The sequence below is a fragment of the Phyllobacterium pellucidum genome, from assembly GCF_013327855.1.
Classification (GTDB): Bacteria; Pseudomonadota; Alphaproteobacteria; order Rhizobiales; family Rhizobiaceae; genus Phyllobacterium; species Phyllobacterium pellucidum.
Window position 1 is genome coordinate 179,877 of the sequence record NZ_JABUMX010000002.1, and the last position, 19,999, is coordinate 199,875.

Below are 19,999 nucleotides of genomic sequence, written 5' to 3' on the forward strand. Positions count from 1 at the left end.
CGGCGCTGACGTGATCCTCGAGGATATTTCCCGCAGGCTTGTTTGGCGGGCGTGCGGGACGCGACGCGGCAACGAATTTGGCACCAGCAATCGGCCGCGCGACTGACGATGCTTGCGCCAAGTAATTGATCGGATATCGTCCATTAATCTGCAGGGACCAGTCAGCCTGATGTGCAATCTCTATAATGCCACGACCACGTTTGAAGCGATGCGGCAGCTCTTCCTGCCGATCCACGACCTTACCAACCGCTTGACGCCGCAGATCGATATTTTCCCCGACTACCACGCGCCGATCGGCCGCACGAACGCCGACGGTAAGCGCGAGCTTGCCCTCGCCCGTTGGGGTATGCCGACGCCCCGGCAATACCTGAAATCCGAGGTCGATAGCGGGGTGACCAACATCGCAACCCGACGTCCTCACACTGGCGCCGGTGGATTAGTCCCGAAAACCGTTGCGTCGTTCCGGCGACCAGCTTTTCGGAGTATGGCGAGGTCGCCGATCCCGCTACCAAGAAAAAGCCTATTCATTGGTTTGCGCTCAACGAGGAAAAGCCGCTCTTCTGGTTCGCCGGCATCTGGACGAGCTGGTACAGCGTCCGCAAGAACAAGGAAGGCCCGGTACAGGCCGATATCTTTGCTTTCCTGACTACCGATGCCAACAGCGTCGTTGCGCCCATTCACCCAAAGGCAATGCCGGTTATTCTCACCACCACTGATGAAATCGACGTCTGGATGAATGCTCCCGCCGAGGAGGCGCTTACTGCAGCGTCCGCTGCCCGACGAGCAGTTGATCCTGCTGCCTCAACCGGCTGCCGAAGCAGCGCAGCCGTCATTGCTGTAATTGCAGGACCTGGAAGCCCAAATGTTCCCGATCGGTTAGAATTAGCTGTGTGACCACCCTGCTTGCCTTTACAAAACGGCTTTCGTCGTAGTGCGAAAACATCACGGTTGCTCGAGAATTGCGACTTCGCATAGGGAAGCTCACGGCCCTTTTCCCACACCCGGTAGAGACTTGGCTCCTCCGTCTCCCCGACTGGTGGGAACATTCTAACCTGAACATGGTTCTCAATCGACTGACGTCTGATCGTCAGCAGGGGCTCGACCGGACCAAACGGGTAGGCAGCCGCTCGAGCCCCAATTATGACGAGCGGTATGAACGAGGGCGAGTTCGATGATAGAGCATCTCCTCATACCAGCGTCATTCCTGGCGCGGGTTGGAACATGTTGCGACATTGAAGGTTATCGTGTGCCGAGGAGCCGCCAGCGGGATGGTTCACCTCGTCGTATCGCGTGAGGCATCCATGACATCAAAGAGGCGTTCTGCCAAAATCAAAGCTTATTCTGGCCCCGCCGGTGGATGGGGCTCTGCGAAATCCGTCGCCGAGATCACCCTGAAAGAGCATGTCGCTCTGCGCGGGCCTAAGCTACTGTCGACGCAAAACAAGCCGGAAGGCTATATGTGTGTGAGTTGCGCCTGGGCAAAACCTGCGAAAACCCATCCGCTTGAATTCTGCGAGAACGGCGCGAAGGCCACGGCCTGGGAAGTGACAACACGACGTGCGGATCGAGAATTCTTCGATAAATATACACTTAGAGAACTCGAACGCTGGCCGGACCACAACCTTGAGGAACAGGGTCGGTTGACTCATCCGATGCGCTGGGACGAGGCCATGGATAAATATGTCCCGGTGGCCTGGGCCGAAGCGTTCGCAGAGATCGGTCGGGAAGTGCGCGCCCTGGACCCGCATCAGGTCGATTTCTACACGTCCGGCCGAGCATCGCTCGAAACCAGTTACATGTATCAGCTATTCGCCCGTATGTACGGCAGCAATAACTTGCCCGACAGTTCGAACATGTGTCATGAGAGCTCTTCGGTGGCGTTGCCTGAAAGCATCGGCGCGTCGGTCGGCACTGCCGTTCTGTCTGACTTCCAGAATACCGACTGCATCTTCTACATCGCTCAGAATGTCGGCACATCGTCGCCGCGTTTTCTCCATGATCTGCAAGACGCAGTCGATCGCGGCGTCAAGATCGTAACCTTCAATCTGTTGCGGGAACGCGGCCTCGAACGCTTCGTCAACCCGCAGTCGCCGGCGCAGATGCTCACGGGCAAGGAGACGAAAATCTCCTCCGAATATTACCAGGTGAACAACGGCGGTGATATCGCGGCCCTGTTCGGCGTTTGTAAGGCGCTCATCGAAGCCGACGATGCGTTGAAAGCCTCTCATCAAAGCCGTGTCGCTGGCGACGATGGGAGCCCAAAAGATCCGGAAAACGCTGCGATGGTCGCCTTTGCCGCCTCGATGGCCGCAGCCGACAAGAAGCATGTTCTCGATCACGACTTCATCAAGGAGCACACCACCGGTTTCGAGGAATTCGCCGACGCCGCACGCGGCCATCGGTGGGAGGAACTGGAGCGAATTTCGGGCCTCAGCCGGGATCAGATGACGCAAGCAGCGGCCACCTACGCGAAATCCGATGCTGTCATGATGGTCTATGGCATGGGCCTGACGCAACAGCTCATGGGCGTCCAGAACGTCCACATGGTCTGCAATCTGGCACTGTTGCGCGGCAATATCGGCAAACCGGGGGCCAACATCTGTGCCGTCCGCGGTCACTCCAACGTCCAGGGACAGCGGACCGTCGGCATCACCGAGAAGCCAGGCCTGGCGCCCCTCGACAAGCTCTCTGAACTCTACGGCTTCGAACCGCCCCGATGGACGGGCCGCTCAACGGTCGAGACGTGTGAGGCGATCATGAGCGGGCAATCGCGAGCCTTCATCAGTCTCGGCGGCAACTTCCTGAGAGCCGTCCCCGACACCACCGCTATGGAAGATGGGTGGCGCAAGATGCGCCTGAGCGTGCAGATCGCCACCAAGCTCAATCGCAGCCATGTCGTCCATGGCGAAATTGCCTATCTGCTGCCCTGTCTTGGCCGCATCGAAGTGGATGAGCAGGCAAGCGGTCCGCAGGCCGTGTCGATTGAGAGTTCCATCGCCCATTTCCATGGCTCCCGGGGCAAAACGAAACCGGCAAGCCCTGAGCTTCTCTCCGAGCCGGCAATCGTGGCCGGCATCGCAAAGGCGACGCTCGGCGAAACGAAGGTGCCCTGGGATAGTTGGGTGGGGAACTACGCGGAGATCCGTGATGCGATCGAGCAAACCTATCCGGAGACGTTCAAGGATTTCAACAAGCGCTTGTTTACGCGGGGCGGATTTGTCAGGCCGCTTCCGGCGCGTGAACGCAAGTGGGTGACTAAGAGCGGCAAGGCGAATTTCCTGACGCCAGAAAAACTGTTTCCCGAATTTTCGACAACGAAGAGCACTGACGTCCTCCATTTGGCGACGCTTCGATCCAACGACCAATTCAACACCACGATCTATGGGTACAGCGATCGCTTTCGCGGGGTGGAGGGTGCGCGGAAGATCGTCTTCATGAACCCGGAAGATATCAGCCGATTGGGCTTCGCCGATGGCGAGAGCGTCGATCTAACCACCGCAATCGATGCGCACAAAGTTCGCAAAGTCACGGCGTTGAGGATCGTCCAATACGATATTCCCAAGGGCTGCTGCGGCGCGTATTATCCGGAGACGAACCCGCTGTTTCCGCTGGCTCACCATGATCCCAGGTCAAAAACGCCATCTTACAAGCTCCTGCCGGTACGTCTCAGCCGATCGGCAGAAATTCCGCGTGATTGAAAGGGGCCGAATGGGCGCATTATGTTCCGAGGGATAAACAAAGCAAAATGGCCGTTTCTGGCAACCTTTGTTCTGCTGGTCGTAGCGGGCGCGTTTCTCGGCTGGGCTCGGCAGCCGCGGGAACTCCGCACCGATCCACCTATTGCGGCCGATCTTGACCACTTGCGGCTGATGCCCAATGGTATCAGCGGAGCGCCGCCTGAGAGTTATTTTGCTGAAGGGAAACTCTACGAAAGCGATGCTTATAATCTCAGCCAGGGCCAGCGCCTCTATGACTGGTTTGGATGTCCGTCGTGCCACAGAGATGGACGTGGCAACGTAGGTCCTTCCTTCCTCGATGGCTGGTGGCTTTACGGCCCTGAGATGGTGTCCATTGTCGCGTCAATCCGCGACGGTCGCCCGCACGGCATGCCGGCCTTTCGTGACCGGATGACGATCGAGGAGATCTGGCAATTGGCCGGCTATGTCCAGACCATCGGCGCCTATTCGGCCAAGGTAGGGGCGACGGGTCGCAAGGACGACCGTCAGACGCGACCGGCTGAGAACCGGGCACCAGCAAGAATCCTATTCGATGAAGGACCGGTCGGCGTCCACCCGGACCAGGGGCCCTCCCCTTGAGAACCGCGCTCGTTCTTCTGCTGTCGATCACCGCTACGGCCGCGGGCGGCAGCGGCAACCAATCGGCACTGAATTCCCAGGGCGCTCCCGCCATCCATGTCGAGCATCTGATCATCGGCATAACCGTCGTTTGCGCTGTCGTGTGGCTGCTGGTTATGATCGTGCTCGGCTGGGCACTCTTGCGAAAACGGTCCAGCGACAGCGGCCCACCCCGTGACCGGCCCTTGACGACCATCGTGTCCAGTGCCGTCGCAGCAACGGTTGTCATCATCGCAGCTCTGACGATCGCGAGCTTTTACACCACCCGCAGCATCGGCCTGCCGGGAAACACCGCACTGACGATCACCGTCAGAGGGCAGCAATGGTGGTGGCAGGTTATCTACGCCGACGCCAATCCGGCGTTCAGCTTCCAGACCGCCAACGAAATCCATATCCCGGTCGGTCAGGATGTTCAGATCCAGCTCGAAAGCGCCGATGTCGTGCATTCGTTCTGGGTGCCGAGCCTTGCCGGCAAACAGGACCTCGTGCCGGGGCGCAGCAACAGTCTGCTCCTAAGGGCGGAACGCCCCGGCACCTATCGCGGTCAATGCGCCGAATTTTGCGGACTTCAGCATACCCATATGGCAATGATGGTCATCGCCGATGAGCCTGCGGACTATCAGCGGTGGATTGCAGCACAACGCGAAAACAGCGTGATGCCGACCTACGCGGACGCTGCCGCCGGAAAGGCTGCGTTCCTGTCAAAGCCGTGCGCTGCCTGCCATACGGTTCGCGGAACGTCTGCCGCGGGGACTACCGGCCCCGATCTGACCCATATCGGAAGCCGTCAGACGATCGCGGCCGGACTTCTCGAAACCACACGCGGATCGCTTGCGGCGTGGATTGCCGATCCGCAGACACTCAAGCCCGGTAACAACATGCCGATGGTTCCCCTCACCAGCGTCGAGCTGCGGGATATCTCCGCCTATATGGAGAGCCTCAAATGATCGTCAGGGATGAAGTCGAGGATCTGCGCGATACGGCACTGGACGAGGTGCAACTCGACCGCCGTCTTTCAGAGACCTGGTCGACGCCTACGGGGTTATGGGGTGCACTTTCGACCGTCGACCATAAAATCATTGGACGTCGCTACATCTATACGGCCTTCATATTTCTGGCGCTCGGCGGGATCCTGGCGCTGGCGATGCGGCTGCAACTGTCCGAGCCCGAAGCCCGGTTCATTGGCCCCGATCGTTACAACCAGATCTTCACCATGCACGGCACGAACATGATGTTCCTGTTTGCCGTGCCCGTGATGGAGGCGATGGCCGTCTACCTCGTGCCGCTGATGGTTGGCACCCGCAACATCGCGTTCCCGCGACTTAACGCGTTTTCCTACTGGATGTATCTCGCCGGCGGACTGCTGTTGTGGATCGCCTTTGCGGTTGATACCGGGCCGGACGTCGGCTGGTTTGCCTACGTGCCACTGTCGGGGCCGCAATATGCCGCGGGAAAGCGCGCCGACATCTGGGCGCAGATGATCACCTTTACAGAAGTCTCCGCGCTGGCCGTCGCCGTCGAGATCGTTGTTACCGTGCTAAAACAACGGGCGCCGGGCATGTCCCTTGACCGGATCCCGTTGTTTGTCTGGTCGATGCTGGTCACATCGTTTCTGATCATCCTGGCGATGCCGGCAATCATGATCGCAAGCACTGCCTTGATCCTCGACCGACTGGTCGGCACGCACTTCTTCAATCCGGCCGAAGGCGGCGACGTATTGCTGTGGCAGCACCTGTTCTGGTTCTTCGGCCATCCGGAGGTCTACATCATCTTCCTGCCGGCCGTCGGTATGGTCTCGACGATTGTTGCGACCTTCACCCGACGCCCTGTCTTCGGCTATCTTGCCATGGTGATGGCCTTGGTTACGACAGGGGTCCTGGCATTCGGGCTCTGGGTGCATCATATGTTCGTCGCCGGTCTTCCCCGCTTGGGCGAAAGCTTTTTCACCGCGTCGAGCATGGCAATCGCGATTCCCGCTGGTCTGCAGATATTCTGCTGGCTGGCAACGATGTGGGCCGGCAGACCGGTGTTCAAGACGCCATTCCTGTTCGTCATCGGCTTCATGGTGATATTCGTCATCGGCGGGATGACAGGCGTGATGGTGGCGTCCGTTCCGTTCGACACGCAGGTTCACGACACCTATTTCGTGGTTGCTCACTTCCATTACGTTCTGGTGGGCGGCGCGGTCTTTCCGCTTCTCGGGGCGATCTATTACTGGTTTCCGAAAATTACCGGCCGGATGATGAGCGAGACGCTCGGTCGCTGGACATTCGGCCTGATCTTTACCGGCTTCAATCTGACTTTCTTTCCGATGCATATCCTCGGGCTGCAGGGCATGCCCCGCCGCATCTATACTTATCAGCCAGAAATGCCGTGGTCGGGACTCAACATGTTCATCAGCCTGAGCGCCGTCATCTTAGCGGCCGGTTTCCTGCTGTTTTTTATCGACGCCATTCGCAGCGCGGCCTCAGGGCCGGCCGCGCCGGATAATCCCTGGGGCGCGTCGACACTCGAATGGGCGACATCGTCACCGCCGCTGCCGTATAATTTCGCGCGACTGCCGGTGGTCGGCAGCCTTGAACCGTTGTCCAATAATTCCGAAACGCTTTCCGTTGCCGGTGGCCTGTCTGTCGACCGCCGCGAACTGATCGTCACCAGCGTCGTCGAAGCGCTTCCGGAGGCGCGCGAGTCATCACCTGGAAATTCGATCTGGCCGCTCTGGTCGGCTCTCGCAACCACGGTGTTGTTGATCTGGTCGATCTTCACGCCATGGGCAGTGGTGTGGGGATCGATCCCTGTGTCGATTGCCCTGATCGGCTGGTTCTGGCCGAAGGGCACTCCGGAGGACGACACATGAATCGATCCGTCGTGCTTGATCTGTCGAAGCTTCCCCCGCACGGGCTTGGCACCGCAAGCCTGACCTGGTGGGGAACGCTCGCCTTTATGCTGATCGAGGGCACCGGCTTCGCGCTTTCGATCGTCGTCTACCTCTACCTCATGAGCCTGGCACCGCACTGGCCGTTGGATGCGCCGCCACCTGATTTGCTGCCGGGATCAGGTCTGACGGCGTTGCTCATAGTCAGCCTGCTTCCCAACATGCTGATTGCCCGCTGGGCACGTCAGCAGAATTTGGCGAAGGTTCGCATCGGCCTGGTCATTATGTCCCTGCTGGGAGTTGCGCCGCTGTTTCTGCGTGTCCTCGAGTTTCCAGCAATGCATATCTCGTGGGACCAAAATGCCTATGGTTCGATCGTCTGGGTGATGCTTGGGCTTCATACGACGCATATTCTGACCGACCTGGTCGAGACGCTGGTGCTGACCTGCCTGATGTTTTCCAAGCATGGCGACAATCCGCGGCGCTACGGGGATGTCAGCGACAACGCGATGTATTGGAACTTCGTGGTGGCCACTTGGTTGCCAATGTATGTCTGCCTTTATTGGATACCACGCCTATGACCAGAACTTTAATGCGACATGGCGGACTTGCCGTCCCACTGCTGGCCTGGACCGTCGGAATGCAGCTGGGGCAGATCACCCCCTATATCGATTGCCGACAACAGGTGGCTTGGACGCCCGCCTTTTGTGCAGCACTCTTGTTCGTTTCGATTGCGGGGGTGGCTGTATCTCGTCTGTCTCCTAAGCCCATCGGCAGGACGGAGCGATTTATCGTCGATTCGGGATTTCTGATCGCATCAACATTCCTGTTTGTGCTGATACTCCAGGGAGCGGCTTCAATGCTGCTGGATCCATGTCAACGGTGATCAGCGCCATGATCTTTCTGATAATAGCGGCGCCGGCAATGGCGCATGGTGATGATGCTCATGAGGCAACCTTGGGCTGGACGTTCGATCCGTGGATCGTGTGGCCGATTATCGTGATCAGTCTCCTCTATGTCACAGGACGCATCAGGCTTTCTCGCCGGGCACACCGCTCCTTTCCGATGCACTGGCAGGACCTGTTCTTCTGCGGCGGAATCCTGACTTTGGCGGGTGCTCTCATCACTCCGCTCCACTGGCTTGGAGAGCACCTTTTTACCTTTCATATGATCGAGCATGAGATCCTCATGGCCGTCTCGGCACCGTTGATCGTGCTTGCGAGGCCGGTCGGGTTCCTTCTATGGGGATTGCCGAGGCCGGCGCGTCGCGACTTGGGCGCTGCCATGCAATCTCCTCTCATCCGGCGGTCGTGGGCCTGGTGCACGGGACCGATCAACGCGACCGTAATTCACGGCGTCGCCATATGGGGTTGGCATTACCCCTTGCTGTTCGATGCAGCCGTGACCAATACTGCTATGCATCGCCTCCAGCACCTCAGCTTTTTCGCAACAGCAATTCTCTTCTGGTGGGCAGTCGTCTGGAAAAGCAATCACGGCGCGGCGACCTGGCACCTTTTTCTGACGATGATTCATACCAGCATTCTCGGGGCCTTGATGGCACTGGCGCCGCGCGTTCTCTATATCGCTCAGACACAAACCGCGTCTGCTTGGGGGCTGACTCCTCTGGAGGATCAGCAATTGGCAGGCATGATCATGTGGGTGCCGGCCGGCACCATCTATGCAGCCGCGGCAATGACGATGCTGGCACTCTGGATTCACGGCTCAAGCGAGAAAGGAGCGCAAAATGCCTGAGGCTCTCGCTCCGGCCTTTCATCGAGCGGCCGGAATAGCCGCCGCCGTCCTCGCTGGGTTGGCCGCGCTGATTATAACCAATATGGTGCGTGATCACGAGACAACGGTTGCCGCAGCTGTCGCCCTGACCGGTGGCGACCCGGCGCGCGCTCCCGCACTTTTTCGTCGCTATGGCTGTACGGGTTGCCACACCATTCCAGGCGTACCCGGTGCAGACGGCCAGACCGGCGCGCCACTCACCGGGTTATCCAAGCACGTCTATATCGCTGGCGTGCTCCAAAACCGCCCCGACAACCTCGTTGCATGGATCGTTTCGCCGCAGAGCTTTTTGCCGCAGACGGCGATGCCAAACACTGGCATCTCAGAGCAGGAAGCAAGGGACCTCGCCGCCTATCTCTACAGCCACTGAGATCAGGGATGTGCAGTCGGTATCGGCGCAAGTGCTTTGATATAATGTGCGATCGCCTGGCGGTCGCTCTCAGCCAACATGGCAGTGTTGGTTACGACATCGGCCATTGATGACCCGACACGGCCATGGTCAGGCGTAGTGCCAGTTTTTAGCATCGTTGCAATGTCTTGCTCGTTCCACTCAGCAAGGCCCAGCTGCGTGATGTTCGGCACGAATCCCGTACCCTGGGGATCGACACCCCCGGCGAACCGGGTGTCGGATTTGATGGCGCCCAACACATTCCGGCTCGAGTGGCATTCGGCGCAGTGAGAGATGCTCTCAACAAGATAAGCGCCCCGATCGTAGACCGGGTCGCCGCTCAGTGGTGCAACTGACTGGCCCTCGCGAAAAAACAGGAGCTTCCAAAACCCGACGAATCGGCGGATGCGAAACAGGATCGACGGGTCATGCGGCGGCACGCGTCCTGAGACTTTAGGGAGGGTCATGAGATAGGCATAGAGATCCTTGATGTCGGCGATCGTCATGCCAGTGAAGCTCGTGTAGGGAAAAGCGGGATAATAGTGCTCATGCTGCGGCGACACCCCCCCGACGAGCGCGTTCGCCATATCAACCACCGTCCATCTACCGATGCCGTCCACCGTATCCGGAGAAATATTGGGCGGCCGAAAGGTCCCGAATGGCGAGGCAAGCGCCACGCCGCCGCCGAGTTTCAGCCGATCGGATTGCCCCGGTGTTGCGTGGCAGGAAGCGCAATCGCCGGCCGCGAAAATTAGCTGCCCGCGCGCGACGTCTCCGCTGCCCTTGAACTGCCAATCGCCTTCTGAGAACGGCGGCCGGGCTGCAGTTACATACCACGCGGTAGTGATCGCGGCGCCCGCGCAGAAAATGATTACGAGAGCAATTTTCCCTGGCATGGGGAGTATGCCATTTTCAGCCCGAGGTCGCGAAGTTCCTGATTGTGACAAGATCAGGCGTCTTTGGTCGTGAAAACATCAGAAACCCTTTTAGCCTCCGGGTCGCTGTTGCTTTCGCCGTTGGCATCAAAGTCCTTGGATGGCGATTGATCCGGGCCCTTAACGCCGTGCTTTGATGAATTTAAAACCATGCTCACTTCCTCCTTTGATCAAAGCTAACTGAGGCCAGAAATGATAGTTCCGCCATCGCGCGTCGGCAACGCCTCGGAGTTGCGCCCCCGTCTTTTCCGAGCCCATTTTCTTTCCGGGCATGCTAGGCAAAGGCATTGATGGCTGCTGCAGTCGAAGAACGATAATCGGTTTCGAGGACTGATAGCCGGCTCTCCTCGCCGAGTAATGCCAAAAGAGTGAGTTTACCCCGACTGATCCGGCTTTTGATGGTCCCGATTTCACAGGCGCATATATCCGCCACTTCTTGATAACTGTGACCGAGGACGCAGCATAGAACGATGGCTATGCGCTGTTCTGTTGGAAGGCTATGGAGGGCCGTTTGCACGTCGCGGGCTCGGAGTCTCCACTCCTGCGGCGCAGCTTGTGCGCCTTGATACTCGGCAATATCTGTCGTAAATCCCGTCGTCTCCCGGGCGCGTATTCTATAATCCGTAATGAAGACGTTGCGCATGATGGTGAAAAGCCATGCGTTCATGCTGGTTCCGGGCTGGTATCGATCGAGCGCATGCCAGGCGCGCACCAATGTCTCCTGAACCAGATCGTCGGCGGCCGGCTGTGATTTGTGAAAAGTACGGGAAAATCGGCGCAACGCCGGAATAGCAGCGAGCATTTCCTTTTTGGAGGTCGGAAAGTTTTCCGGCGCAGCGTGGTCCATGTCCTTCTCCCAATCGGTGCGATGGATTTCGCTCCGCTGCGATCCTGACTGTTAGGTGCAGTCAAGATCGCAATTTCTAACTATGCTGCTCTGGCGGCAGCGTTGAGGCTGCTTTCGGCAAGGGCCGTCAGGGCCTGATCGGTGGCTTCTTCTTCTTCGAGCGTTGCCACCAGGAGCGCTTGGGCATCGGCCAGCCCCAGCTCTTCCGCCCATCTCGCCAAAGTCCCGTAGCGGGCAATTTCGTAGTGTTCAACGGCCTGGGCGGCCGAAGCCAAGCCTGCATCAAGGGCTGGTTGACCCTTGAATTCTTCCATTATCTCTTCGCCTTCGGCGATAATGCCTTCAATGGCCTCGCAGGTTTTACCCTGCGGGCGTTTGCCAAGAGCTTCAAATACCCCCTGCAACCGTTCCACTTGGCCTTCGGTTTCTTCGCGATGTTTTTCGAACGCAGCTCTGAGCTCGGGAGAAGATGCGGCCTTCGCCATTTTTGGCAAAGCCTTCAGAATTTTTCGTTCAGCGTAGTAGATGTCTTTCAGCGTTTCATGAAACAGCGTTTCCAGGGTCTTGTCAGCCACGGCGAAATCTCCTCTTTGTTAATTACCGCAAGTTGCAGTCCCTTAAGGTGCACAAGCCCATAAGGTTCCACCGGAACCAAAATCCTCAGAAGGTCGTTGCTAGAGGAGCTTGCATCATAAATGGTTCAACAAGGCCGCCACTTTAGTGGCGCATGTGTCCGGCCGACCCCTTACTTTTATTACGTGTCTGTTTCTAGTCTTGGTCTGGGCAATCAGCGGGCCTTTTTTTGACTTCTCTGAAACTTGGCAGCTCATCATCAATACCAGCACCACCATCATCACCTTTCTCATGGTGTTTCTGATTCAAAACACCCAGAACCGCGACGGTGCCGCCATTCAAGCCAAACTCGATGAAATTTTGCGGACGAGCGATGCTCTCAATTCGTTCATCGGGATTGAACATTTGACGGAAGACGAAGTCTACCGATTTCGGGATCAATGCGAAGCCGCCGCAAGAAAAGCAGATGCGGATGAGAAGCTCGCAGCGTAAACCGCCCTCATTCGAGCGGGCCGGCGGCTACATGCCAGCGCGCGACACTCGTCCGCTTCAGCACGGAACAATAAAATCTATGTTTCGTTGTCGCTAATCACCCAGAGCGAGAGCTCGCTCGAAACCCTGGGGAACTTGGCTCGTGCTAAAGGAGGACTTATTGCCATGCCAAAAGCCTATGACGAATATAACGCGAAGCGACCCGCTCCTGATTTTCGAACATCCTTGATGTACGGCGCGTTGTTTTTCGCTGGTGTGGCCATCGCGGCCGGCATTGCATATTTTCTATGAAACTGATCGACGCAGTGGTCAATATCAGATGGAAAGCGGTGCATTCGGACGAGCGCGGTAGACCCGACGACTTTATAGCAGTCGCATGTGGCATGGCCGTGGGACGGGTCTATCGGATTTATGGTGGGCCTCGGCACGGAGACTGGTATTTCAATTTCCAGCTCGGGCATTCGCCCTTTCGCACGAGTGCAATGAATGGGGTCGTAGCCAAGCGCAAAGTCGCTGAGCAACAGGTAATACATGCATTCGTCGATTATCTGGCAACGCCATCTGATCTGGGCGGCGGGAAGCCTGGAGCGAGGCTCCTGTAGAAGTACGGAATGGCCAACTTCGATCAACATCCAGGCGAGAAAATCGGTATCCTCGCAACCTCACGCACGGCTCGCCTGAATCATAGCCTGTTGCCAAACGATCAAACCGGGGACTGAGGACAACCACTCCAACAATCCAGGATTTCCTCCGTTTCTGCGGTCTCAACTTGCTGCGAGAGGCGTTGACTGTAAAACAACTGCATGGCGTCATGAGCCGCATCCGACGAACTGCAAACCGCGTCGCTCGCCACAATCACTCGAAAGCCTAGATCAATTGCGCCAAGCACCGAAGCGAGGACACAGACATCTGTTTCGCCGCCACTTACGATAAGGGTGCGGACCGCTCCGCGATTGAGGTGCAAAAACAGTTCGCCGGATTGCCAAGGCGAATACACAACCTTGTCAAAGGTCCGCGCGGGCGGAACATGCCGCGCGAGCTCAGGAACGATATCAACCTGGCCGGCGCCAAGTTTATCAAGGGTCATGTTATTCCAGCGTTGATAATAGCGCAGCCAAGTTCCACCTGCATCTTGTACATTGCGCGGAGGAACAAACCGGGTGAACACTGTCCGCGTGGGGTCTTTGCCTACCAAGGCTTCAATGTGCGGTAAGACCCGGTCGAACCATGGCATGGCCCATGGACTGTGACCTCGGAAAATGCCCTGCATGTCGACACAAAGGTGAACTGTCACTGCATCGATGGGGCCAAATCTTAATCCGCTCGCCACGGTCGCCATCCCACTAGAGAAGCATTTTTAACCAGCATGCGGAGGGCGGCAGCAGCCATGAATATGGGTGCGAACCAGCCAAAACAAGGGCTTCCAATCTCAATGGTTTCCTTAACCATTATCCTTGTGGTCTGCGTCATCAGCTTCCACGGCCTCCATTAGCATCGTCACCTCCATAACGGGAACCGCTACTAGATCATTAATGACGGCGCTCCTGCGGTCTAGCGCCGCGGCTTCGGGTTCTCGAAGGGTAAAAGTGAAATTTACCGCATAACCGCCTAACACCCTGATGGTTCCACCGCCGTGGTGGAACTTGTGCGCGCGACGTTAGGAGGTCGGTAAACCAAAATTGGAAAATCCCATGGTACTGGACGAGATCGAGGGAGGATGTCGGTGCGGCTCCGTACCCATCGAGAAGAAATGAAATGCCCCCATCGAGCAGACTATCGCAATCGCGGTTTCCGCACCTGCTCCTACCTCACCGAAAATGGCGAACCGTACACAGATCCGGAGGAGCTCGGCAAAAGCGATTTGGATGCGGGTATTCTTCCAAGACGCAATGACGCCAAGTCTCCTTCGTTAGTGGGAACATTATTTCCTAAACGCAGCTCCAGATTCACTGACATGCTATCGTCAGCCGGGGCTCGACAGGCAACTTGGTCGGCTGCTGATCGAGCCCACAAGTTCCCATCCTTGCCGTCAACTACTTGGTAAATTCCCGGTTGGAAACAGTCGTCGAAGATTCAACATACGTGCGTGTGAAGCAGCAGCTAGAGCACGTCCACTTTATCAGGGATCATATCCGCATGCCGCGAAGGAGTTTGCACATTCCTGCGGTTTGAAGAGCGCGATAGCCTTACCGACAGCCTCCCAGGGCCCCGTCGGTTGACGTGAAAGTCGCTACCTTTCGCATTTTCCGCAGCCGACCCGCACGAACATGCCGTAACGGCCGCTTGCCGCAGATTCTATTCATGACCGAGATCCCTGATGGATAAAGGCCTGCGGAATGCGAAGAGTGCTGAAAGGATGAGCGGCGCAGGACCATCATTCCTGAAAAACCCAAGCTGCCGAAGTACGCACAAATGGCGCGAGGATATCGTGAGAGCGGTTCCAGCATGGATGCTGGAAAGAAACTGGCGTAATATTCAAGTGACAATAAAGGCAGCGCTTACAGCGCAAATCGGCAGACGACTAAGCATGCATCACGACCTCATCGACCAAGAACTTGGACAGAAGTTAAAAGCTCTGCGATTAGCCGGCGGTATGAGCCAACAGCGCCTCGGCGGCGCCATCGGCGTTTCGGCTACGCAAATTCAAAAGTACGAGCGGGGCGCAAACCGCATAAGCGTTTCGACGTTGATTGCGCTTTGCCACGCGCTCAAGCGCGATCCGATGGCATTGTTGGGGCGGTATTTCGACGACAATGCCCACACAATCGAAGGGCCAGAGCGACAGGTGGAACCGTGTTTTAACGTACCCACGCCTAGAAAATGATCTGCAACTAGCGGTAGCGATAAGCTCTTGATGATAGTAAAAAAAAGTCCTTTGACGGATGAGAAAGACATGAGCAGCAGCGTCATCGAACAAGACCTACGCAAAGCGAAAAATGCCGAAAAGATGAGGAGCTGGCGTGCCAAGAACCCAGCTTCCCCCGAAAAGAAAGCCAAGGAAGCCGAGCGAGCAAAACAGTGGCGGGATGCAAATCCGGAGAAATATCGGGAGCAGCAAAACGCGTGGTATGCCAAAAATCGCGAGCGGATACTTGCCAAAGAGCGCGAGAGACGCCGCGCTCGGAATCAGCTTGGCCCATTGCCTCCGCAGGTATAAAATGAAACTGCGAGTTCGCCCAATATGCTTGCAACCCCCGGGAGCCCGCCATTGAATGTTCAATGGCGGGCTTTCCAGTTTAGTAGCCAACATTATTGTCCGCTTTTGGACTGGGAACCCCATCCCTTTTACATGGTTTCTGTAGGCTGGCGTCCATCCACGTCAGTAAAGTCCGTGCTCATGGCCACCCGAGGCCCGGGCTTATTCTGGGCGGTGGGCTTCTGGCATGTGGTTCATCGCCCTTTTCATATCAGCTTCCCGGAACAACTCCCTACCTGCCTTGTTTCATCTACTCGGGGAGTGACATCACCGAAAAAGAGGCTCGGCACTACGGCGTACAACCTGGTGTCGGGCCTCACCCTATAATGCCTCAATTGCCTTTGCACTGCCCCAACCGCACCTACAAATGACTCGCCAATGCCCGAATTGAGCGTAGACTATTGGCGTCGCCAGGCATGTAATGGCCGCTGGTGCTAGAGAGATGCGATGTGCTCCCGCCTAACCCGGCAAAGTGGAGTCCGTCTCATACCCCACAGAATGCGAAAACTCTATTATACCGCTGACGAATGGCGCCTGATGCAGGCAGCACATCTTGCCGCCTCTGAAGCACTCGGACGCAGTCCTTCTTCACACGAAAATGCGGACCGCCTCGCCCGGCGCGTCATACTGTTCTTTGATCGCGGACTGCGTGACGAGGCCGCCTTGGCATATGCGGCCGCCAGCGTGGAACGGCTGGCCTCGGCGATCGTCGCCCGTCGGGAGGGGCGCTATGAGCAGTAATCCCAAATACCTGGATCATGAATTGACGTGCCCGAATTGCGGCACCATTTACCTTCGCATCCCGCATGACGTCGATAGTTTCACGCTGATCCGCTGCAGCCGTTGCGACGCGCTCCTCGGCACATGGAGCGAGCTTGTCTCATCGTTCGACGGTCAGGGCGGGCAGAATGGCGTGTTCGAAATGAGCGATGGCCAGATCGTGCGCAAGGACTGATGCAACATCGCCTGGATCAAAATGGCAAATTAGAGCCCCCAAAAGACCGAACCAACATAATGCTTGGCTTGGGTCTTCTCTTGGGCGTCGCCGTCGTAATGGGCCTTCGATGGTACTTCGGGTAAAGGAAAGCCCCGGTGCAGCTTGAGGTGAATGCTCTGCCGGCTCCTTGATCCAAGATGGCTCGTCGTTGAGCACTTGCAACGGCGGGCTTTTCATCGGACCCTCCGGCATCCTGGGAGGCATAAGCAATAACCAGCAGATCACTCTTCTGTAGATTGGAAACGCACAGCAACGGTTCCCACAAGGGTATCCTCTTCATCGTGGACGCGAACAATAAACTCGATTGGGTCAAGAGACCTGAATTTTCTATCCGTGAGATTGTCCCATACTGACTCGGCTGCAGCTGCAAGTGCTGCTTTGCGGTCAGCAAACGGCAAATGTACGACCTCTTCTTCCAGTTGCCCTTGTTCTTGGAAAGTGAATTGAAAAAGTGGCATTTACCTCTTTGTCCCTGTCGCACGCCTGTGAAAGCAAGCGATAAGGGTAAAGTTCCCCCGAATAAGCAAATTGATTGATTCGGAATCCCGAAACACCGGCCCTATATTTTCCGCCATGGATTACGAGGATTACAAGATATTCCCAGCGAGTGCCGGTGTTCGGACGGCAGTCAGGCCAGCTGGTCAGCGTACGTCAGCTTATGACGCCCCAAGGTTCGTGCTCGAACAGTGGCCAGATCAGGCTGGCCCGAAGCATCTTATGGCGCGCGAGATATTGCTGAAGTGCCTTGAAGGCAGTTGTTCGGCCGCGGTGGCGCGTGTTGCCTTTATCGAAGCCGCGAGAGAAGCCGGCATCTATATGGAGGCCCAACCGCTGCGGCCGGCCTATACCGGAAAGCCGGACCCGAAATGGGGCAAGCAAGGCGGCCCGGCGATGAACTCGCGGCCGCTCTGACTGCCTCACCACTCCGTTTCGATCTGAAACTTAGGAACTCACTACGATCCCAGGGGGCGCCCAGGTCCCCTCGCCCGCCGGCAGCACCGAAGGCGGCGTTGTCTTTGGCCAGTAGAGCCGCATAACCAAATAGATCGGCCCGTCAGGAGCAGGCAGCCAGTTCGCTTCCTTGTCTGCGCCCGGAGACTTGTTCTGGATATGCAGTGTCAGCGACCCATCCGCGTTGGTCTTCATAGCGGGCAGCATGGGCGAGTTGATGAGATAGCGGTTGATCGGGTTTTCGATCAGGAGCTGGGACTTGCCGTCATACATGGTCAGCGACCAGAATGAATTCACCGGCGGCAGTTGTCCTGCCGGAAACGTCAGCGTGTAGTTGTGCTTGCTGCCGTCGAGCGTCTGCCCGTCGCTGTCGACGCGGGTGAACGGATATGTCGCCTCCTCCGGGTCATTACCATATATACCGGCCTGCGCTGCGACAGCGCGCTTTAACCAGTCCCCGTTGTAGTGGGCGCTATCGCCGGGAAGACCGCTAACCCGCCAGCCATTGATTGTTTTGCCAACGTTGGCGACCGCCTCGTCGACCTTGCGCTGGCCCTCTTTCATGCCAAGGGCAAGCTCCAGCTTATGCTCCACTGGCAGCTCCTTGAAGTTGAAGGTCTTGCCTGGACCGACGCCGATGCGAGCCAGCTTAGCGCGTATCTCCCTCTCATTATCCTGCGGCGGCGCGCCCTTATGCTTGACGTCCCAGACAAACCAGGCATTCAGCATCGGCGGAGCGCCCTGCCCGGTGAAATCGATCTTCCAGCGCATCAGGTAGACGCGCGCCGGCGGATGCTGCGCCCAGAGCCGTTCGTGGCCGCCAGCGCCGGGCCATGACCAATTCATCAGGAGGGCCATATATTCGACCTGCAGCGTCTCCAGCGCGTGCCAAATCCAACGGCCCTTGCCATCACGGCTGTTACACTCGTTGAATGGTGGATTGGTCACGATCGCGTATGACGGGAACGTCTCGAGGGCGAAGTCGTAGAAATTTTTGATCACCGCACCGAACCCGCGATCGACCAGATCGGACGCAAATACGTCCAGGCCAAGGGCTTCCATCTCGCGGACCATGGCACCGTCGCCGGCGGCCGGCTCAGCTATGGTGCGGAAGTCACGCAGTCGCTCGATCTCGGCGTGAAGGAGTGCCCGGGTCGGCTCTGGCGGCGTCGGGTAGAAATCCTCAGTCTCGCGCTCGAGGTGCTCAACCTTTTCATAGGAGCCGTCGAGACTGCGCTGGACAACCGGCTTTGACTTCTTGCCGGTGGCGCGAAACAGGCCGCGTGCGGAAGGCGCGTTCATAGCTGCATCTCGATCGCGACATATGGGAGGAGGATAAGACTGGCGAGAATTGCGGATGCGATCAGCAAAACGACAATCTCCCATGCTCGAATTGGCGTGCGATTGTCGTTCATTGTCCACCTCGACGAGCAATGGGTGACGTCGCGCGACGAACAGTCTCGACGGCGAAATCCATCGCGATCGCCACTTCATTGTTTGTCAGGCCGGACTGGTAGAGACGGCGCGCCTTGTCGGGATCAAATGACTGAGGCCGAGGCTTGTATTTGAGGCCTCGCTTGCGCAGGGCATGGAGGACCGTGGTGTGATCCTTGTTCAAGAGCCGACCAATCTCGGGGAGGCTCAAATCTGGACGCTTGCGGTGGAGATCCTCGATCGCGTCGTATTTTGCCTCGACGATCGTGCGTATGCGGCGGTCGCCTTTGAGGTCGTCGACCTTGAGGCCGTGCTTGCGAGCATTGAATTCAACGATCGCTGCGCCGCTGGGCTTGTCGCTATTGTACTCCGCATTGAGGAGCCAGGTGTAAAGCCGCCATCGCTCCGCTGCGTCATCGACCTCGGCGCTGGTGGCTTTGATGGGGAGGTTGATGACCCTGCCCATTACGGAAGGCATGGGGAGGAGTTTGGCTCCTGTCGAGCCCGGCGCAGCTTTCGCGCTCTCTTTGGCCCTCTGGGCGGCAACCGCCCGCTGATACGCGGGCGATGCTTCTAATCTTGAACCTAATTTCAACATGGGGATTACTCGGCTGCAGCAGGGAAGTCCGGATCACCGGCCTCGTCGGCGTCGTCTTCATCTTCGCCGGCCATCTTGGCGTTGATTTTCTCCATCGCGCTCTGGAGGTTGTCGCGCATGATGGCTTGGCCCTTGTCCCAGCCGCGCAGCCAGGCGAGATCCTCATTCGATCCCTTGTCGTAGGGGCTGATCGCATCCTTGCCAGCAAGACCAGCAAGCTCGCCCTCGCCTTCGATACGCTCGATCGCCGGCGCCCGATCGCGGAGAAGATCAGACTGAAAGCCGGGAATGACATTGAGCCATGTCAGCACCTCGCCGTGAGCAAGGAAGCGATCGGTAACAGTGATCTTGTCTTCGGCGTTGAGTGTCTTGATCGCGTAATCGAGATCGCCGACCACGATCTTGTCAGCCTGCGCGAGCTTGGCGTCAGCCTTTTTCGCCGCGTTCACTTCCTCGATGACTGCATTGTGCGCGATGCGCTTGCGCATGTGGTGGAAGAACAAAGCCTTCCGTTCGGTTTCGGTGAGTTCCTTCGAATTGTGTCCAGTCGTCGACATGCTCAATCCC

Annotated in this window: 23 protein-coding genes and 1 pseudogene; 15 read left to right on the top strand and 9 right to left on the bottom strand. The window is 57.5% G+C overall.

The annotated features are described in order from the left end of the window. Positions 1 to 169 precede the first annotated feature (169 nt). The 8 genes and pseudogenes from HQ945_RS08825 (at position 170) to HQ945_RS08860 (ending at position 9,391) form a co-directional block, all read left to right on the top strand. A pseudogene (locus HQ945_RS08825) lies at positions 170 to 841 on the top strand (SOS response-associated peptidase). A 460-nt stretch (positions 842 to 1,301) separates the two neighbouring features. Then, complete coding sequence (locus HQ945_RS08830; RefSeq protein ID WP_174207985.1) at positions 1,302 to 3,698, top strand: FdhF/YdeP family oxidoreductase; 2,397 nt, start codon at positions 1,302 to 1,304, stop codon at positions 3,696 to 3,698. Positions 3,699 to 3,719: 21 nt separating this feature from the next. Further along, positions 3,720 to 4,316: a c-type cytochrome gene (locus tag HQ945_RS08835; RefSeq protein ID WP_174207986.1), complete on the top strand. Its 597-nt coding sequence runs from the start codon at positions 3,720 to 3,722 to the stop codon at positions 4,314 to 4,316. Then, positions 4,313 to 5,302, top strand: coding sequence for a cytochrome c oxidase subunit II (gene coxB / locus HQ945_RS08840; protein ID WP_246272622.1), 990 nt, complete (start codon positions 4,313 to 4,315; stop codon positions 5,300 to 5,302). The genes HQ945_RS08835 and coxB overlap by 4 nt, the downstream gene beginning before the upstream one ends. After that, a complete protein-coding gene (ctaD, locus tag HQ945_RS08845; protein WP_174207987.1) occupies positions 5,299 to 7,212 on the top strand; it encodes a cytochrome c oxidase subunit I in 1,914 nt (637 codons plus the stop codon). Before coxB ends, ctaD begins: the two co-directional genes overlap by 4 nt. Beyond that, entirely contained in the window at positions 7,209 to 7,811 is a 603-nt protein-coding gene (locus HQ945_RS08850) for a cytochrome c oxidase subunit 3 (RefSeq protein WP_174207988.1), read from the top strand. Before ctaD ends, HQ945_RS08850 begins: the two co-directional genes overlap by 4 nt. A 313-nt stretch (positions 7,812 to 8,124) precedes the next feature. After that, the gene (locus HQ945_RS08855) at positions 8,125 to 8,982 is read left to right on the top strand and encodes a cytochrome c oxidase assembly protein (protein WP_246272623.1); all 858 of its coding nucleotides are present in this window, start codon (positions 8,125 to 8,127) and stop codon (positions 8,980 to 8,982) included. Next, positions 8,975 to 9,391, top strand: a complete 417-nt coding sequence (locus HQ945_RS08860) for a c-type cytochrome (protein WP_174207990.1) — start codon at positions 8,975 to 8,977, stop codon at positions 9,389 to 9,391. The genes HQ945_RS08855 and HQ945_RS08860 overlap by 8 nt, the downstream gene beginning before the upstream one ends. Before the next feature lie 2 nt (positions 9,392 to 9,393). On the opposite strand, the gene HQ945_RS08865 is transcribed toward HQ945_RS08860, so the two are convergent. The 4 genes from HQ945_RS08865 to HQ945_RS08880 form a co-directional block, all read right to left on the bottom strand. Then, complete coding sequence (locus HQ945_RS08865; RefSeq protein WP_174207991.1) at positions 9,394 to 10,305, bottom strand: c-type cytochrome; 912 nt, start codon at positions 10,303 to 10,305, stop codon at positions 9,394 to 9,396. A gap of 53 nt (positions 10,306 to 10,358) precedes the next feature. Then, positions 10,359 to 10,496: a hypothetical protein gene (locus tag HQ945_RS08870; protein WP_174207992.1), complete on the bottom strand. Its 138-nt coding sequence runs from the start codon at positions 10,494 to 10,496 to the stop codon at positions 10,359 to 10,361. A gap of 122 nt (positions 10,497 to 10,618) precedes the next feature. Further along, positions 10,619 to 11,191, bottom strand: coding sequence for a sigma-70 family RNA polymerase sigma factor (locus HQ945_RS08875; protein WP_174207993.1), 573 nt, complete (start codon positions 11,189 to 11,191; stop codon positions 10,619 to 10,621). A gap of 80 nt (positions 11,192 to 11,271) precedes the next feature. Then, the gene (locus HQ945_RS08880) at positions 11,272 to 11,766 is read right to left on the bottom strand and encodes a DUF892 family protein (protein ID WP_174207994.1); all 495 of its coding nucleotides are present in this window, start codon (positions 11,764 to 11,766) and stop codon (positions 11,272 to 11,274) included. A 109-nt stretch (positions 11,767 to 11,875) separates the two neighbouring features. On the opposite strand from HQ945_RS08880, the gene HQ945_RS08885 reads away from it, so the two are divergent. Then, positions 11,876 to 12,256 (top strand): low affinity iron permease family protein, encoded by a 381-nt coding sequence (locus HQ945_RS08885; RefSeq protein WP_174207995.1) that lies wholly within the window; start codon positions 11,876 to 11,878, stop codon positions 12,254 to 12,256. Positions 12,257 to 12,421: 165 nt separating this feature from the next. Continuing rightward, positions 12,422 to 12,547 (top strand): hypothetical protein, encoded by a 126-nt coding sequence (locus tag HQ945_RS23030; RefSeq protein ID WP_281358731.1) that lies wholly within the window; start codon positions 12,422 to 12,424, stop codon positions 12,545 to 12,547. A gap of 412 nt (positions 12,548 to 12,959) precedes the next feature. Here HQ945_RS23030 and HQ945_RS08890 read toward each other — a convergent pair whose 3' ends face one another. Next, a complete protein-coding gene (locus HQ945_RS08890; protein WP_174207996.1) occupies positions 12,960 to 13,595 on the bottom strand; it encodes a cysteine hydrolase family protein in 636 nt (211 codons plus the stop codon). A 978-nt stretch (positions 13,596 to 14,573) separates the two neighbouring features. Here HQ945_RS08890 and HQ945_RS22845 point away from each other — a divergent pair. The 4 genes from HQ945_RS22845 (at position 14,574) to HQ945_RS08910 (ending at position 16,407) form a co-directional block, all read left to right on the top strand. Further along, positions 14,574 to 15,080 carry a helix-turn-helix domain-containing protein gene (locus HQ945_RS22845; protein ID WP_246272624.1) on the top strand — a complete coding sequence of 169 codons (507 nt, stop codon included), beginning with the start codon at positions 14,574 to 14,576 and terminating at the stop codon, positions 15,078 to 15,080. Positions 15,081 to 15,149: 69 nt separating this feature from the next. Beyond that, on the top strand, positions 15,150 to 15,413 hold the full coding sequence (locus HQ945_RS08900) for a hypothetical protein (RefSeq protein ID WP_174207997.1): 264 nt from the start codon (positions 15,150 to 15,152) through the stop codon (positions 15,411 to 15,413). A 537-nt stretch (positions 15,414 to 15,950) separates the two neighbouring features. Next, a complete protein-coding gene (locus tag HQ945_RS08905; protein WP_174207998.1) occupies positions 15,951 to 16,193 on the top strand; it encodes a hypothetical protein in 243 nt (80 codons plus the stop codon). Beyond that, positions 16,183 to 16,407: a hypothetical protein gene (locus HQ945_RS08910; protein WP_174207999.1), complete on the top strand. Its 225-nt coding sequence runs from the start codon at positions 16,183 to 16,185 to the stop codon at positions 16,405 to 16,407. Before HQ945_RS08905 ends, HQ945_RS08910 begins: the two co-directional genes overlap by 11 nt. 263 nt (positions 16,408 to 16,670) lie before the next feature. Here HQ945_RS08910 and HQ945_RS08915 read toward each other — a convergent pair whose 3' ends face one another. Continuing rightward, a complete protein-coding gene (locus HQ945_RS08915) occupies positions 16,671 to 16,907 on the bottom strand; it encodes a DUF6894 family protein (RefSeq protein WP_174208000.1) in 237 nt (78 codons plus the stop codon). Between the two features lie 115 nt (positions 16,908 to 17,022). Here HQ945_RS08915 and HQ945_RS08920 point away from each other — a divergent pair, with 115 nt between their 5' ends. Continuing rightward, entirely contained in the window at positions 17,023 to 17,361 is a 339-nt protein-coding gene (locus tag HQ945_RS08920; RefSeq protein ID WP_246272625.1) for a DUF982 domain-containing protein, read from the top strand. A 30-nt stretch (positions 17,362 to 17,391) separates the two neighbouring features. On the opposite strand, the gene HQ945_RS22850 is transcribed toward HQ945_RS08920, so the two are convergent. The 3 genes from HQ945_RS22850 to HQ945_RS08935 all read right to left on the bottom strand — a co-directional run bounded on the left by HQ945_RS22850 (position 17,392) and on the right by HQ945_RS08935 (position 19,989). Continuing rightward, a complete protein-coding gene (locus tag HQ945_RS22850) occupies positions 17,392 to 18,702 on the bottom strand; it encodes a DUF1254 domain-containing protein (protein WP_246272626.1) in 1,311 nt (436 codons plus the stop codon). A gap of 109 nt (positions 18,703 to 18,811) precedes the next feature. Next, a complete protein-coding gene (locus HQ945_RS08930; RefSeq protein ID WP_174208002.1) occupies positions 18,812 to 19,432 on the bottom strand; it encodes a helix-turn-helix domain-containing protein in 621 nt (206 codons plus the stop codon). 5 nt (positions 19,433 to 19,437) lie between these two features. Then, entirely contained in the window at positions 19,438 to 19,989 is a 552-nt protein-coding gene (locus HQ945_RS08935) for a hypothetical protein (RefSeq protein ID WP_174208003.1), read from the bottom strand. Positions 19,990 to 19,999 lie beyond the last annotated feature (10 nt).

What these genes read in the sequence shown, in the direction of transcription:
- HQ945_RS08870 (WP_174207992.1), bottom strand. Translation starts at nt 10,496, where the DNA reads ATGGTTTTAAATTCATCAAAGCACGGCGTTAAGGGCCCGGATCAATCG.
- HQ945_RS22845 (WP_246272624.1), top strand. Translation starts at nt 14,574, where the DNA reads ATGGATAAAGGCCTGCGGAATGCGAAGAGTGCTGAAAGGATGAGCGGC.
- HQ945_RS08850 (WP_174207988.1), top strand. Translation starts at nt 7,209, where the DNA reads ATGAATCGATCCGTCGTGCTTGATCTGTCGAAGCTTCCCCCGCACGGG.
- HQ945_RS08920 (WP_246272625.1), top strand. Translation starts at nt 17,023, where the DNA reads ATGGATTACGAGGATTACAAGATATTCCCAGCGAGTGCCGGTGTTCGG.
- HQ945_RS08900 (WP_174207997.1), top strand. Translation starts at nt 15,150, where the DNA reads ATGAGCAGCAGCGTCATCGAACAAGACCTACGCAAAGCGAAAAATGCC.
- ctaD (WP_174207987.1), top strand. Translation starts at nt 5,299, where the DNA reads ATGATCGTCAGGGATGAAGTCGAGGATCTGCGCGATACGGCACTGGAC.
- HQ945_RS08910 (WP_174207999.1), top strand. Translation starts at nt 16,183, where the DNA reads ATGAGCAGTAATCCCAAATACCTGGATCATGAATTGACGTGCCCGAAT.
- HQ945_RS08915 (WP_174208000.1), bottom strand. Translation starts at nt 16,907, where the DNA reads ATGCCACTTTTTCAATTCACTTTCCAAGAACAAGGGCAACTGGAAGAA.
- HQ945_RS08865 (WP_174207991.1), bottom strand. Translation starts at nt 10,305, where the DNA reads ATGCCAGGGAAAATTGCTCTCGTAATCATTTTCTGCGCGGGCGCCGCG.
- HQ945_RS08875 (WP_174207993.1), bottom strand. Translation starts at nt 11,191, where the DNA reads ATGGACCACGCTGCGCCGGAAAACTTTCCGACCTCCAAAAAGGAAATG.
- HQ945_RS08935 (WP_174208003.1), bottom strand. Translation starts at nt 19,989, where the DNA reads ATGTCGACGACTGGACACAATTCGAAGGAACTCACCGAAACCGAACGG.
- HQ945_RS08890 (WP_174207996.1), bottom strand. Translation starts at nt 13,595, where the DNA reads ATGGCGACCGTGGCGAGCGGATTAAGATTTGGCCCCATCGATGCAGTG.
- HQ945_RS08855 (WP_246272623.1), top strand. Translation starts at nt 8,125, where the DNA reads ATGATCTTTCTGATAATAGCGGCGCCGGCAATGGCGCATGGTGATGAT.
- HQ945_RS08830 (WP_174207985.1), top strand. Translation starts at nt 1,302, where the DNA reads ATGACATCAAAGAGGCGTTCTGCCAAAATCAAAGCTTATTCTGGCCCC.
- HQ945_RS08835 (WP_174207986.1), top strand. Translation starts at nt 3,720, where the DNA reads ATGTTCCGAGGGATAAACAAAGCAAAATGGCCGTTTCTGGCAACCTTT.
- HQ945_RS08860 (WP_174207990.1), top strand. Translation starts at nt 8,975, where the DNA reads ATGCCTGAGGCTCTCGCTCCGGCCTTTCATCGAGCGGCCGGAATAGCC.
- HQ945_RS08905 (WP_174207998.1), top strand. Translation starts at nt 15,951, where the DNA reads ATGCGAAAACTCTATTATACCGCTGACGAATGGCGCCTGATGCAGGCA.
- HQ945_RS23030 (WP_281358731.1), top strand. Translation starts at nt 12,422, where the DNA reads ATGCCAAAAGCCTATGACGAATATAACGCGAAGCGACCCGCTCCTGAT.
- HQ945_RS22850 (WP_246272626.1), bottom strand. Translation starts at nt 18,702, where the DNA reads ATGAACGCGCCTTCCGCACGCGGCCTGTTTCGCGCCACCGGCAAGAAG.
- HQ945_RS08930 (WP_174208002.1), bottom strand. Translation starts at nt 19,432, where the DNA reads ATGTTGAAATTAGGTTCAAGATTAGAAGCATCGCCCGCGTATCAGCGG.